We start from the raw sequence: 14,151 nt of genomic DNA on the forward strand, positions 1-14,151 counted from the left end.
TGTTGCATAAGTCCCTCTGCTTGCTATGAATATTGATTCTATGAGTATTTTACAAGCAGTACACGCAAGAGCAATAGGGGTTTAAAGCCCAATGGAACGGAAACGTACGTTAAGAATGTAACCATATGATTTTACTTCTATAAAATCGTGGCGTTGTCGGTCAGGTTTACATTGATTTGATTACCGGGTTTATTAACACTGGAAACGCCGAAAACCGCATGCTACTGGCATCAACAGAAAAAATAAACAAAACCCTCGTTTTCTTTACTCGCTAAATCTGCTCAAAAAATGCACTTAGCGTACGATCTCGTACGGTTGGGCTTCAAACCCCTCCCAGTGCATCCCCCACTGAATGCGGAACCAGGTTGTTTTTTGAGTAAGCCGCGTTCCGTTCCACAGATCGATATGATCGCCGCTGCGATTCCCAAATGATTCGCCGGGCCTGCGCCAGTAGTCTTTAAAGAAAATAATGCCGGTTTCATTCCTGAGCGTTTTTTCAAAATTATCAGTGGTCACCCTTATCATTACAGCCATGCCTTCAAACGGGGCTATACGCAGTGCGTTGGCTAGTTCTTCCGCCCGCAATATGTGGCCCTCTTTTTTAGGATGTTGCCAGCAGAACGTCGCTTTCAGTCGGGTGACGTCACAACCGCAGCGCGCCAGCGCAGTGCCAACACTGATAGCGCACTGGTCATCAAATGCTTTTAAACCATTGGATAATCGGCAGGGGGCGTTTTCGCCCTTCACGGTAGGGTGGGCATTCCATAAAGATTCAAACGATAAAGCCATAACGCAACTCCTGTAACGTTAGTGTCAGAATCGTTTTAGTAGCATAAAGTGGCGAGAAAAGAAAAGCCTCCCTGTGAGAGAGGCTTGTTTTAGGTGGATGTAAAGTAGATGAGATTGCAATTAAATCCTTTTAATTCAATCTTTTATTTCGTTATCAAAGCCCGCTATTGCGGGCTTTTTTACTTATTGGCTGGGGTGCAGGGATTCGAACCCCGGAATGCTGGTATCAGAAACCAGAGCCTTACCGCTTGGCGACACCCCAATAATCAATGTTGCGATTTGTAAAAAATCGTCTTTTGTCTGTATGGCTGGGGTGCAGGGATTCGAACCCCGGAATGCTGGTATCAGAAACCAGAGCCTTACCACTTGGCGACACCCCAATAAATTGGTGGCTACTACGGGAATCGAACCTGTGACCCCAGCATTATGAGTGCTGTGCTCTAACCGGCTGAGCTAAGTAGCCTGACTTCACTGGACGTACTTTACTACATTTCTCCCGGAGAAGAAAAATGGCTGGGGTACCTGGATTCGAACCAGGGAATGCCGGTATCAAAAACCGGTGCCTTACCGCTTGGCGATACCCCATCCGGACAAGCCGTTCATGGAAATGGTGCGGGAGGCGAGACTTGAACTCGCACACCTTGCGGCGCCAGAACCTAAATCTGGTGCGTCTACCAATTTCGCCACTCCCGCAAAAAAGATGGTGGCTACGACGGGAATCGAACCTGTGACCCCAGCATTATGAGTGCTGTGCTCTAACCAGCTGAGCTACGTAGCCATCTTTTTTCGCGTTACCTTCATCGGCGTTGCGGGGCGCATTATGCTGAGTTGACCTAAAAGCGTCAACAAATTTTTTCCCGTTTTTTACCAGAATTGATTTGTTTGACTGGCTTATAACCAGCCTGGCGATTAAATCAACAAATATTGAAGGTGAACCGCATATTACTGCGAAAAACGAGCCTGCCATGGCTCGTTATCGCTGATAAGCCACAGATTATTTGTAGGCATCCTGATGGACACCGACTGCACGACCGGAAGGATCGTCCATGGCTTTGAACGTTTCGTCCCATTCAATGGCCTTCGCTGATGAACAGGCAACGGATGGACCGCCAGGCACGCACTCTGCTGCGCTGGGCAGTGGGAACAGTTCTTCAAAGATTTCGCGGTACAGGTAGCCTTCTTTCGAGGTTGGCGTGTTGTACGGGAAGCGGAAATGCGCGGTCTGCAACTGCTGATCGCTCACTTGCTTAGCCGCGACTTCTTTCAGGGTATCGATCCAACTGTAGCCGACGCCATCAGAGAACTGCTCTTTCTGACGCCAGGCGACGCTTTCCGGCAGGTAAGAGGAGAAGCACTCACGCAGGATGTGTTTTTCCATTTTGCCGTTAGAACCACACATTTTGTCTGTCGGATTGATGCGCATCGCCACATCGAGAAATTTCTTGTCCAGGAATGGTACGCGCGCTTCCACGCCCCAGGCGGACATCGCCTTGTTGGCCCGGGCACAGTCAAACATATGCAGTGCCAACAGTTTACGCACGTTCTCCTCGTGGAACTCTTTGGCATTTGGCGCTTTATGGAAGTACAGGTAGCCTCCGAACACTTCATCAGCCCCTTCGCCGGAGAGGACCATTTTGATGCCCATTGCTTTGATTTTACGCGACATCAGGTACATTGGTGTGGAGGCGCGGATGGTGGTCACATCATAAGTTTCAATGTGATAGATAACATCGCGGATCGCATCCAGACCTTCCTGTACGGTGAAGTGGATCTCATGATGCACGGTGCCAAGATGATCGGCGACGGATTTGGCGGCTTTCAGGTCCGGAGATCCCTCCAACCCAACGGCGAAGGAGTGCAGCTGTGGCCACCAGGCTTCGCTTTGACCATGATCTTCAATACGTTTGGCGGCAAACTTTTTAGTTATCGCCGAAATAATCGAAGAATCCAGTCCGCCGGAGAGCAGTACGCCGTATGGTACGTCTGACATCAGATGACTTTTTACTGACTCTTCCAGCGCGTCTTTCAGCGCATCCGCGTCAGTTTTATTGTGCTTAACCGCCTCATAACTGAACCAGTCACGCTGCCAGTAACGACGAATCTCACCATCGGTGCTGGACAAGTAGCTGCCTGGTGGGAATTCTTTCAGCGTTTTACACACTGGCACCAGCGCTTTCATTTCTGACGCGACAAACAGGTTGCCGTGCTCATCGTTGCCGATATACAGCGGGATAATACCAATGTGGTCACGACCAATCAGGTAAGTGTTTTTCACGCTGTCATAGAGAATAAAGGCAAACATGCCCTGAAGATCGTCGAGGAAGTCGACACCTTTTTCCTGGTACAGCGCCAGGATGACTTCACAGTCGGATTCGGTCTGAAATTGATAGCGATCGCTCAATTCGGCACGCAGCGCCTGATGGTTGTAGATTTCACCGTTCACTGCCAGAACATGGGTATGCGCTGCGTTGTACAGCGGCTGAGCACCGTTGTTCACGTCAACGATAGACAGACGCTCGTGAGCCAGAACGGCGTGGTTATCGGCATAAATACCGGACCAGTCCGGGCCACGGTGGCGCATCAGACGCGAAAGCTCAAGGGCTTTCTTACGCAGTTCGGCAGGATCGCTCTTGAGATCCAATACTCCAAAGATAGAACACATAACTTACTCCCTAACGACATCTCTTAACGGTGATAATGGTGATAACGTCAATGTGGTTGGCAACCCGCTTGCCGGATAGATAAGAAAATGCGCTATCTCGCTATGTTGATGCAAGTAATTTAGCGTTTTTTTGAAAAATAGTCTGTTGGCGTGGCGTTAAAATTATTCATTCATCAATAAATGGCCGATAAAATTGATTAAACCACAATTTTTTTGTTGAATGGTTCATAAAATGAACAGCGGGAGGGTAAAAAAAGCCCGGCGGGTTGGCCAGGCTGATGATTAAAGGATATCGATGTCGGCAACAGAGGGGAAAACCCAACTGGGACGAAAAGGCATGGCATCGACATCGCTCAGTGTTGAAACGCCTGACAGCACCAGGATCGTTTCCAGACCGGCCTGGAAACCAGCCAGAATATCCGTACGCAAATTATCGCCCACAATGACTGTCTCTTCCGAGTGAGCCTGCATTTTATTCAATGCTGCACGGATGATCCACGGGCTGGGTTTACCCACGTAGAAAGGTTGGCGACCAGAGATTTTTTCGATCCCGGCACAAAGCGCCCCACAGCCCGGTACAAAGCCGCGAGCATGGGTATCGGGATTGGTGGCAATAAAACGCGCGCCATTGGCAACAAAAAAGGCCGCTTTATGCATCATTTCCCAGTTATAGGAGCGGGTTTCGCCGACAATCACAAAATCCGGATTGATATCAGTGATGGTGAATCCCGCTTTATACAGTTCGTGGATTAGTGCGCCTTCACCGACGACGTAGGCTTTCTTGCCTTCCTGACGACGCAGAAAATCAGCTGTCGCCATGGCGGAGGTATAAAAGATGCTGTCTGGCAACTCGATACCGGCAGAAGCAAAACGATTGGAAAGATCGAGAGCGGTCTGTGAAGGGTAGTTGGTCAGCACGACCAACGGCATCCCTTTTTCCAGAATACGTTGCAGGAACTCATTTGCACCCGGCACCGCAGTATTGTCATGCATCAGCACGCCGTCGATATCACAAATCACGTTTTTGATGGTCATTTTTTCACTGTCTTTCAGAGTCAGGGCGCTCATTAACCTTCCAGTAAATGTTGTAATAAAATGCCGTTAAGCATGGCACGTTTCGCCAGAGCAAAGGCACCAATTGCTGAACGATGATCGATTTCTGAACGCACCACCGGCAGATTTTTGCGGAAGGCTTTCAGGACCTGAGTGTTGATACAGCCTTCAATGGCTGGCAGTAGAACGTTATCTGCTTCAGTTATTTCTCCGGCAATCACCACTTTCTGCGGATTAAACAGGTTGATGGCGATGGCGATGGCTTTGCCCAGATAGCGGCCCACGTGTTCAATCACTTCTGTCGCCAGCGTATCGCCACGGTTGGCTGCTTTGCAAATTTGCGGTATTTGGCAGTCTTCCAGAGTCAGTGAACTGGGATAGCCCCGCGTCAGCAAATGACGCACACGATTTTCAATAGCCGTGTTAGCGGCAATCGTCTCCAGACAACCAAAGTTGCCGCAGTGGCAGCGTTCACCCAGCGGATCGACCTGGATGTGACCGATCTCACCCACGTTACCATTGCTGCCGAGGAAGATATGACCATTAGCAATGATACCGGCTCCGGTACCGCGGTGTACACGCACCAGGATAGAGTCGGCGCAATCGCGGGATGCACCAAAATAGTGCTCTGCCAGCGCCAGACTGCGGATATCATGCCCCACAAAACTGGTAACATTAAAGCGCTGCTGTAGATTGGCAACCAGCGGCCAGTGATGCACGTTGATATGCGGCATATAGCGGATCACGCCGTTATTCGGGTCAACCAGGCCGGGCAGGATCACCGAAATGGCAATCAACTCGCGCAGCTTGCGCTGATATTGTGTACAGAAGTCTGTAATAGCGTTGAAAAGGGCGCTTTCGAGGGTTTCCTGCGTTCGCTCTGGCAATGAATAGTCTTCCTGTACCAGAGACTTACCACTGAGATCGAACAGGGTGAGGGTCGCATCGTTGCGACCAAGACGGACGCCAATCGTATTGAAGCCGCGGGTTTCAGTAACAATGGAGATCGCGCGTCGGCCTCCGGTGGAGGCCTGCTGATCCACTTCTTTGATCAGCCCGCGTTCAATCAACTGACGAGTAATTTTGGTCACACTGGCGGGGGCGAGCTGGCTGTGCTCGGCAATCTGAATACGTGAAATCGGCCCCTGCTGGTCGATTAGCCGGTAAACGGCTGCGCTGTTGAGCTGCTTAACTAAATCTACATTTCCTATTTGAGTCTGGCCGCCAGTGGTCATGCAATATCTACTCGCTTTAGACCTCGTCACCATTAACGATGGTCTGGATTATTTTATAGTCACGGGTGAAAACCGTCAGGTTTGCGACTTTTCCTGCTTCGACAGAACCTAATTTGTCCTCGATACCCATCGCACGGGCTGGATACAGCGTTGCCATGCGCAGTGTTTCATCCAGGGAAATCCCCACATGTTCGACGCAATTCGCTACTGCTTCAATCATGGTTAAGGCAGAACCACTGAGAGTACCGTTTTCATCGACGCAGAGTCCGTTACGGTAGTATATTGTTTTTCCTGCAAAAATGAACTGGTCAATCGCGGCACCTGTTGGCGCGGTCGCATCAGTGACCAGAACCAGCTTATCGCCTTTGATGCGTTTGGCATTGCGGATATTCGCGTAGTGAACGTGTAAACCGTCGGCGATAATACCGCACCAGACGTCAGGTGAGTCAAACAGGGCGCCGATCAGGCCGGGTTCACGCCCGGTGATGGTCGGCATCGCGTTATATAGATGTGTGGCGAAGCTGACGCCTGCAGAAATGCCGCGACGCGCTTCTTCATTAGTGGCATGTGAGTGTCCGGCAGAAATGATAATTCCGGCGGCGCTCAACTGGCGGATAATCGTACTGTCGACCTGCTCAGGCGCCAGGGTGATTTTGCTTATCACGTCGGCATTTTCACAGAGGAAATCGACTAACTCTTTGGTCGGCTTACGAATTAGCTCTGGATTATGCGTTCCCGGTTTACGTGGGCTTAGCCACGGGCCTTCCAGATGCAGGCCGAGAGCTTTGTTGGCATTTTGCGCCAGATAAGCCCGCATGACTTCAACCGCACGCGTCATCATCTCGTCGGTGCTGGTGATAAGTGTCGGCAGGAAACTGGTACAGCCAGATTGCTCATTGGTTTTTTGCATGATGTTCAGGGTGTCAACACTGATTGCCTGCAAATCATCATTGAACTGTACCCCGCCACAGCCATTGAGCTGTAAATCGATAAAGCCGGGAGCAATCAGTGCGCCATTAACATTGCGCGTTGCTACCTCGGCAGGAAGTTCATCCTTAGCACATACGCGCTCAATCAGGCCGTTAGCAATCACCACAGCATGATTATCAAGTATTTCGTGGCCGGTATAGATGCGGCCATTTGTCAATGCGTACATAAATTTTCTCCCGACATTTTCCAGCCAGTCAGGCTGGTTAACGGTATGCTGATAACTTACAGATCTTTGATATTTTCCGCTTCCATCTCGCGGAAATACTGCACAGTTTTAACTTTTAGTTCCATGGTGGCGGGTTCGTCACAAACTACCACCGATTTTGCATGCAATTGCAGGCAACTGATGGTCCACATATGGTTCACGTTGCCTTCAACGGCAGCTTGCAGCGCCTGGGCTTTCATATATCCGGTGACCAGAATCATGACTTCCTCAGCATCCAGTAATGTGCCAACGCCCACGGTTAACGCATACTTCGGTACCAGGTCTACATTGCCATCGAAGAAGCGAGAGTTAACGATGCGGGTATCGTGAGTCAAGGTCTTGATGCGGGTACGGGATGCTAGCGATGAGGCCGGTTCGTTAAACGCGATATGACCATCGTTGCCCACGCCGCCCATGAACAGATGAATTTTGCCGTAGGAGCGGATTTTTTCTTCATACTGGCGACATTCTGCGTCAATATCCGGAGCATTACCATTAAGAAGGTTGATATTTTCGCTTTTAATATCAACGTGATTGAAAAAATTACGGTACATAAAGCTGTGATAGCTTTCCGGATGCTCCTTAGGCAGGCCAACATATTCATCCATGTTGAATGTTACTACATGTTCAAAGCTGACCTGGCCTGCTTTATGCATATCAATTAAATGTTTGTAGGCTTCCAGTGGAGTGCCGCCGGTTGGCAGACCCAGAACGAAAGGACGTTCAGCCGTGGGGTTGAACGCGTTGATGCGGTTCACAATATGGCGGGCAGCCCATTTACCGACCTGGGTCGGGGTTGCCAAAGGAATCAGTCTCATGTATCACCTCATTATCAGCAGAATTTGAAAGGAGTTCGACGGAGCCATGTTGCTGCTCGTTAGCGTAACGCGTCATGACTGCTATCCGCGAGGGATAAATCCGTCTTAATTTTTTTCATCATAAAATAAGTTGGCTCGGTTAGCCATGATAAGACGATAAAAAGAGGCTGTTTTGGTGATATAAATCACGTAAACAGGGGTTTTAATTTGTGTAGCGAATTAATTTTTTTTACACTCCATCACGAGGCTTTGTCGGTGATTCCAAAATCAACCAGCGTGATAAGAATATAAAACAGTTACAGATGCCTTAATGGGGCTCATAGGGGGAAGGGAAAGATGCTGAGTTATTTGCAGAAAGTAGGTCGGGCGCTAATGGTGCCGGTAGCTACGCTACCCGCGGCCGCCATCCTGATGGGGGTAGGCTATTGGATCGATCCTGAGGCCTGGGGCGCTGGCAATGCTTTCGCCGCGTTGCTTATCAAGTCCGGCTCGGCCATTATTGACAATATGTCTGTACTGTTTGCTATTGGCGTGGCATATGGGATGTCGAAAGACAAAGACGGTGCGGCGGCGCTGACCGGCTATGTTGGCTTCCTGGTGGTCACCACGCTCTGTTCCCCTGCGGCAGTCGCCATGATTCAGAAAATACCTGTCGCGCAGGTGCCTGCGGCTTTCGGTAAAATCGAAAACCAGTTTGTGGGTATTATGGTGGGGATTGTCTCTGCGGAGATGTATAACCGCTTCAGTCACGTTGAATTGCCTAAAGCGCTCTCGTTTTTTAGCGGACGTCGTCTGGTGCCGATTCTGGTCTCCTTTCTGATGATCCTGATAGCTTTTATCCTGATGTATGTCTGGCCAGCCATTTTTGGCGCACTGGTCAGCTTTGGCGAACATATTCAGAAACTGGGTTCTGTTGGCGCAGGCATTTACGCTTTCTTTAACCGCTTACTGATCCCAGTTGGTCTGCATCATGCGTTGAATTCCGTATTTTGGTTTGATGTTGCGGGTATTAATGATATTCCTAATTTCCTGGGCGGCGCACAGTCGTTGGAAAACGGTAAGGCAGTGCTCGGTATTACTGGCCGTTATCAGGCTGGCTTCTTCCCCATCATGATGTTTGGCCTGCCGGGGGCCGCCCTGGCGATTTATCAGTGCTCACGTCCGGAAAACCGCGCTAAAGTTGGCGGGATTATGCTGGCTGCGGCGTTTGCCGCCTTCTTTACCGGCATCACCGAGCCACTGGAGTTCTCATTTATGTTCGTGGCGCCGGTACTGTATTTTATCCATGCGGTGCTGACCGGTATTTCTGTCTTTATTGCTGCGAGCATGCACTGGATCGCGGGTTTTGGCTTCAGCGCAGGGTTAGTGGATATGGTATTGTCATCCCGTAACCCGCTGGCAACGCACTGGTATATGCTGATCCCGCAAGGGCTGGTATTTTTTGTTATCTACTATGTGGTCTTCCGCTTTACCATCACAAAATTCAACCTGCTAACACCGGGCCGCGAGCTGGCTGTTGAGGGGGATGAAAGTGATGGTTACGACGTTAGCGTCGACAGCACGGGTAGCAAAGAGTCTGAAACGGAGTCCCTGGCGCGCCACTACATTGCTGCGGTCGGTGGCTCGGACAACCTGACGGCTATCGACGCCTGTATTACTCGCCTGCGCCTGAATGTGAAGGACAGCAGCGAAGTTAACGACGCGGTGGCTAAACGTCTGGGAGCCTCTGGCATCATCCGTCTGAACAAAGAAAGTGTACAAATCATTGTTGGTTCCCGGGCGGAAACCATCGCCTCAGCGATGAAAATCGTTCTGAGTCGCGGTCCGGTTAGCATGGCAATGCCGGGGGGTGTGCCAGCTGTTCCTCAGGCTATCCCTAATGCGGCCAAAGGGATTATTGCGACCCTGGTTGCGCCGGTAAGCGGTGACGTCGTCGCGCTGGAAATGGTTCCGGATGAAGCGTTTGCCAGTAAAGCTGTGGGGGAAGGGCTGGCGATTAAACCTACCAGTAGCACTGTCGTGGCGCCGGCGAATGGCACCATTGTGAAAATCTTTAATACTAATCACGCTTTTTGTCTGGAAACGGATAAAGGCATCGAAGTCGTGGTGCACATGGGACTGGATACCGTGACGTTGGAAGGTAAAGGTTTTGAGCGTTTGGTGGAAGAAGGAGCCCAGGTCACGGTTGGTCAACCGGTGTTGGAGATGGACCTGGACTTCCTGAATGCTCACGCCCGTTCGATGATTAGCCCGGTAGTGGTCAGCAATATTGATGATTTTAGCGGTATCACGCTGCTGGCAGGTAAGAAGGTCATCGCTGGCGAAAGTCGGTTATATGAAATTAACGGCTAGCAGCAGGGAATGATGAACATGAAGGGTGGGAAGCAATTCCCGCCCTTTTTTACTGGATTACGCTAACAAACGGTTGTTTCCCTTCTCCGCTTTGTGGATCATACTCCGTTATTTCATGCACTATATACCCTAACTAATTCAAGTTGCAGGGAGGCGGCAAGGGCAGGGATCCCGCTGAACTTACGCAGGTAAACGCCAACCAACGCACTTGCGACTTGAAGTATGGCTGGGATATTTACGCTAAGTATTACTGAGGAACTTAAGATGAGTGAGGCTGAAGCCCGCCCAACTAACTTTATTCGTCAGATCATTGAAGAAGATCTGGCGACAGGCAAGCATGACCACGTGCATACTCGTTTTCCACCGGAACCGAATGGTTATCTGCACATTGGCCATGCCAAGTCTATCTGCCTCAACTTTGGTATCGCGCAAGATTATCAAGGGCTGTGTAACCTGCGTTTTGATGACACCAACCCAGTGAAAGAAGACCTGGAATATGTTGAGTCAATCAAGCATGACGTACAGTGGCTGGGATTCGAATGGGCAGGCAATGTTCGTTATTCCTCTGACTATTTCGACCAGCTGTACCATTACGCCATTGAATTAATCAACAAGGGACTGGCCTACGTTGATCAACTGACCCCGGAACAAATCCGTGAATATCGCGGCACGCTGACGTCCCCAGGTAAACCCAGCCCTTACCGGGATCGTAGTGTGGCGGAGAACCTTGCGCTGTTTGAGAAAATGCGTAATGGCGAGTTCGCTGAAGGGGCGGCCTGCCTGCGTGCCAAAATCGACATGGCGTCCAACTTTATTGTGATGCGTGATCCGATACTGTACCGCATCAAATTTGCTGAGCATCACCAGACGGGCAACAAGTGGTGTATCTATCCGATGTACGATTTTACCCACTGTATTTCCGATGCGCTGGAAGGGATAACCCATTCACTTTGCACGCTGGAGTTCCAGGATAATCGCCGACTGTATGACTGGGTGCTGGACAATATCACGATCCCGAATCACCCGCGTCAGTATGAGTTCTCACGACTCAATCTTGAATACGCCGTCATGTCCAAGCGTAAGTTGAATCAGTTGGTGACGGAGAAGATAGTGGAAGGTTGGGATGACCCGCGTATGCTTACTGTTTCCGGGCTGCGTCGTCGGGGCTATTCAGCGGCGTCAATTCGGGAGTTTTGTCGCCGTATTGGCGTGACCAGGCAAGACAACATTGTAGAGATGGCGTCTCTGGAAGCCTGTATTCGTGATGACCTGAATGAAAACGCGCCGCGGGCGATGGCGGTTCTTGATCCGGTTAAACTGGTGATAGAAAACTTGCCTGCGGATCATCAGGCAATAATCACTATGCCAAAACATCCAAACAAACCAGAGATGGGAACGCGTCAGGTACCGTTTAGCCGTGAGATCTATATTGACCGTGCTGATTTTCGTGAAGAAGCCAACAAGCAGTATAAGCGTCTGGTATTGGGTAAAGAGGTTCGTCTGCGTAATGCCTATGTCATTAAAGCCGAGCGTGTGGAGAAGGATGACGCAGGGAATATTACCTGCCTGTTTTGCACTTGCGATGTCGACACGTTAGGCAAAGATCCTGCTGATGGGCGTAAAGTGAAGGGCGTCATCCATTGGGTATCCGCTAAACATGCGCTACCCGCGGAATTCCGCCTGTATGATCGCCTGTTCAGTGTACCAAATCCAGGTGCGGCGGAGGATTTCCTGTCGACGATTAATCCCGAGTCACTGGTTATCCGCCAGGGCTTTGTTGAGCCGGGATTACAGCAGGCTGAAGCGTCAAGTCCGTATCAGTTTGAACGTGAAGGTTATTTCTGCACTGACAGCCATTATTCTACGCCAGACAAGCTGGTATTTAACCGCACAGTGGGCCTGCGTGATAGCTGGGCAAAGGCTGGAGAATAAGGCTTTACACGCGTTGAGTTCGTTATCAATCTGACGCAGCTTTCGGGCTGCGTTTTTTTTTGCCTTTTACCTGGTCATCACGACGTCTTAATTTTATTTTCAATCGCAGGTATGTCGCTGCCTTATTCTGTCAGGTGCTGCGCGAGTGTGGTTCAAAAATACTTTTAGCATTTTATCGTGCAACTCGAATTATTTCGAGTAGATCAATGATTACCTTTAGCGTTATTTGTCTTGTTGTTAATTTTTTTCTTTACGCTGTAATATAGGGTTTCAAATTACCGAGGTGTCCTTAACATTTTAATTACACATTCTTATTTATGTGGCGAGAGTCAAGATTTTGCAGCATAAAATGCATAATAGATTGATAATTCGCGCCGCGAAAAATATCATTATCTACAGATAAAAATAACTGTATTGTTGATGATGCTCTGGGTGCTGATTTTTATTCAGTATATTATTATAAGTTGGGGATATATGGATGCCTCCTTTTCTATTTAAAGCAAAAACGATCACTATTGCAGCTACGTGTTTTTCTACTCTCAGTGGTGTATTTTATTTACCCCAAGTGATCGCTGCTGGTTTTTTTGACGATGCGTCATTGACTGGTGGCCTTTATTACTGGCAACGTCATCGTGAAAGAAAAGATCTTGACCCCGATAGCGATAAATACGGTCAATATCAACAAAATCTTCATCACTCCACGTTTAATGGCAACCTCGATTTTTCATCAGGCTACGCGGCAGATTTCATCGGTCTGGACCTGGCGGCGTTTGCTGCCGTTGAACTGTCCAGCAAAGGCCCGGCAGCGCCTAACGAAATCGGTTTTAGTGAGGCAAAAACACGTTGGGATGAACAATGGGCTGGCGACAAAAACGGTACGAGTATTTATAAAGCCGCAGTGAAAATTAAGCAACAGAATTACTGGTTTTATGGTGGTTATTTACAACCAAAGGGACAAACGTTATTAGCGCCGCACTGGAGTTTCTTACCGGGAACTTATCGAGGGATAGAAGCGGGAACTGTTTATGATTTTTCTGAGGCAGGGGAATTATCATTTTCCTGGATGTGGGCGGATAAATATAAAGCGCCATGGTACCGGAACATGTATCACTTCCGTAAAGCGGATGGTGTCACTGGGATCAACTATTTGCATTCGTTTGGCGCGAAATACGACTTTAAAAATAATCTCGTACTGGAAGGGGCTTTTGGTCAGGCCGCTGGCTATATGGATCAGTACTTTAGTAAAGTTTCTTATGCCGTTCCTGTTGACGGAAATAATTTAAAAACCAGTTGGCAGTTCTACGGGGCAAAAGATAAAGAAAGCGGTGGCGCTGCCAATATCAACAATGTCTATGATGGACTCGCCTGGTTGCAGGCTATCACGCTGGGTTACAGTGCGGGTCCGTTCGATCTGCGTCTGGAAGGGACCTGGGTTAAAGCTGAAGGGAATCAAGGTTTCTTTTTGCAACGTATGACACCGGGCTATGCCACTTCTAATGGTCGGCTGGATGTCTGGTGGGATTCTCGTTCAGACTTTAACGCCAACGGTGAAAAGTCGCTGTTTGCGGGGGTGATGTATGACCTGAAAAACTGGCAGTTGCCGGGGTGGGCGGTTGGAACCTCGTATGCCTATGGATGGGATGCCAAACCCTCGACTAACCCGATTTATGACCAGACCCGCCGCCTGAAAGAGTCGGCATGGAACCTGGATCTGCTCTACACCGTGCAGCAGGGACCCGTAAAAGGAACCTTATTCAAGTTGCACTACACCCGCTACCACAATCACTCCGATATCCCAAGTTGGAGCGGTGGCTACGGCAATATTTTCCAGGATGAGAAAGATGTGAAGTTTATCGTAATGGCGCCTTTCACTATTTTTTCATCAGGTAAATAAGCCCACAGGCCGGAAAGAGGAGAACGGGAAATGAACGCTATTTTGGCGGTTATCACTATGCTGCTGCTCAGTGGTTGTACCACACAAAGCACCGGACTATCGCAGGAACCGATCCCCAGTCGGGATTACCAGCGCTGTCTGGACGCCGAAAAAATGGGGGCCAGCGAAGGTATAGAGGCCCGCTGTGGCAAGCTTCAGCAGGAAATTGAATAATTATACAA

10 protein-coding genes and 6 tRNA genes are annotated in these 14,151 nt (G+C 49.4%); 4 read left to right on the forward strand and 12 right to left on the reverse strand.

Annotated features, from left to right (window positions below):
* Nucleotides 1–294: 294 nt before the first annotated feature.
* The 12 genes from EH228_RS02325 to nagB form a co-directional block, all read right to left on the reverse strand.
* Nucleotides 295–789, reverse strand: a complete 495-nt coding sequence (locus EH228_RS02325; RefSeq protein ID WP_152320090.1) for a T6SS effector amidase Tae4 family protein — start codon at nucleotides 787–789, stop codon at nucleotides 295–297.
* Between the two features lie 187 nt (nucleotides 790–976).
* Nucleotides 977–1,051 (reverse strand) — tRNA-Gln (locus EH228_RS02330).
* 43 nt (nucleotides 1,052–1,094) lie between these two features.
* Nucleotides 1,095–1,169: transfer RNA gene (locus tag EH228_RS02335), tRNA-Gln, on the reverse strand.
* A 6-nt stretch (nucleotides 1,170–1,175) separates the two neighbouring features.
* A tRNA-Met gene (locus EH228_RS02340) sits at nucleotides 1,176–1,252 on the reverse strand.
* 47 nt (nucleotides 1,253–1,299) lie between these two features.
* Nucleotides 1,300–1,374, reverse strand: a tRNA-Gln gene (locus tag EH228_RS02345).
* A gap of 23 nt (nucleotides 1,375–1,397) precedes the next feature.
* Nucleotides 1,398–1,482, reverse strand: a tRNA-Leu gene (locus EH228_RS02350).
* An 8-nt stretch (nucleotides 1,483–1,490) separates the two neighbouring features.
* Nucleotides 1,491–1,567, reverse strand: a tRNA-Met gene (locus tag EH228_RS02355).
* 216 nt (nucleotides 1,568–1,783) lie between these two features.
* On the reverse strand, nucleotides 1,784–3,451 hold the full coding sequence (gene asnB / locus EH228_RS02360) for an asparagine synthase B (RefSeq protein ID WP_152320091.1): 1,668 nt from the start codon (nucleotides 3,449–3,451) through the stop codon (nucleotides 1,784–1,786).
* 282 nt (nucleotides 3,452–3,733) lie between these two features.
* Nucleotides 3,734–4,486 (reverse strand): HAD-IIA family hydrolase, encoded by a 753-nt coding sequence (locus EH228_RS02365; RefSeq protein ID WP_152320436.1) that lies wholly within the window; start codon nucleotides 4,484–4,486, stop codon nucleotides 3,734–3,736.
* 32 nt (nucleotides 4,487–4,518) lie between these two features.
* Nucleotides 4,519–5,739, reverse strand: a complete 1,221-nt coding sequence (gene nagC, locus EH228_RS02370; RefSeq protein WP_152320092.1) for a DNA-binding transcriptional regulator NagC — start codon at nucleotides 5,737–5,739, stop codon at nucleotides 4,519–4,521.
* Nucleotides 5,740–5,755: 16 nt separating this feature from the next.
* On the reverse strand, nucleotides 5,756–6,895 hold the full coding sequence (gene nagA, locus EH228_RS02375) for an N-acetylglucosamine-6-phosphate deacetylase (RefSeq protein WP_152320093.1): 1,140 nt from the start codon (nucleotides 6,893–6,895) through the stop codon (nucleotides 5,756–5,758).
* A 56-nt stretch (nucleotides 6,896–6,951) separates the two neighbouring features.
* Complete coding sequence (gene nagB / locus EH228_RS02380) at nucleotides 6,952–7,752, reverse strand: glucosamine-6-phosphate deaminase (RefSeq protein WP_152320094.1); 801 nt, start codon at nucleotides 7,750–7,752, stop codon at nucleotides 6,952–6,954.
* Nucleotides 7,753–8,088: 336 nt separating this feature from the next.
* Between nagB and nagE the strand changes: the two genes are divergently transcribed.
* The 4 genes from nagE to chiQ all read left to right on the forward strand — a co-directional run bounded on the left by nagE (nucleotide 8,089) and on the right by chiQ (nucleotide 14,143).
* Entirely contained in the window at nucleotides 8,089–10,104 is a 2,016-nt protein-coding gene (nagE, locus tag EH228_RS02385; protein ID WP_152320095.1) for an N-acetylglucosamine-specific PTS transporter subunit IIBC, read from the forward strand.
* Between the two features lie 264 nt (nucleotides 10,105–10,368).
* Nucleotides 10,369–12,036 carry a glutamine--tRNA ligase gene (gene glnS, locus EH228_RS02390; RefSeq protein WP_152320096.1) on the forward strand — a complete coding sequence of 556 codons (1,668 nt, stop codon included), beginning with the start codon at nucleotides 10,369–10,371 and terminating at the stop codon, nucleotides 12,034–12,036.
* Nucleotides 12,037–12,514: 478 nt separating this feature from the next.
* On the forward strand, nucleotides 12,515–13,930 hold the full coding sequence (chiP, locus tag EH228_RS02395; RefSeq protein ID WP_152320097.1) for a chitoporin ChiP: 1,416 nt from the start codon (nucleotides 12,515–12,517) through the stop codon (nucleotides 13,928–13,930).
* 30 nt (nucleotides 13,931–13,960) lie between these two features.
* Entirely contained in the window at nucleotides 13,961–14,143 is a 183-nt protein-coding gene (gene chiQ, locus EH228_RS02400; RefSeq protein WP_152320098.1) for a ChiQ/YbfN family lipoprotein, read from the forward strand.
* The last annotated feature ends 8 nt before the right edge of the window (nucleotides 14,144–14,151 follow it).

This window comes from Erwinia endophytica, from assembly GCF_009295515.1.
In the GTDB taxonomy this organism is placed as follows: Bacteria; Pseudomonadota; Gammaproteobacteria; order Enterobacterales; family Enterobacteriaceae; genus Erwinia; species Erwinia endophytica.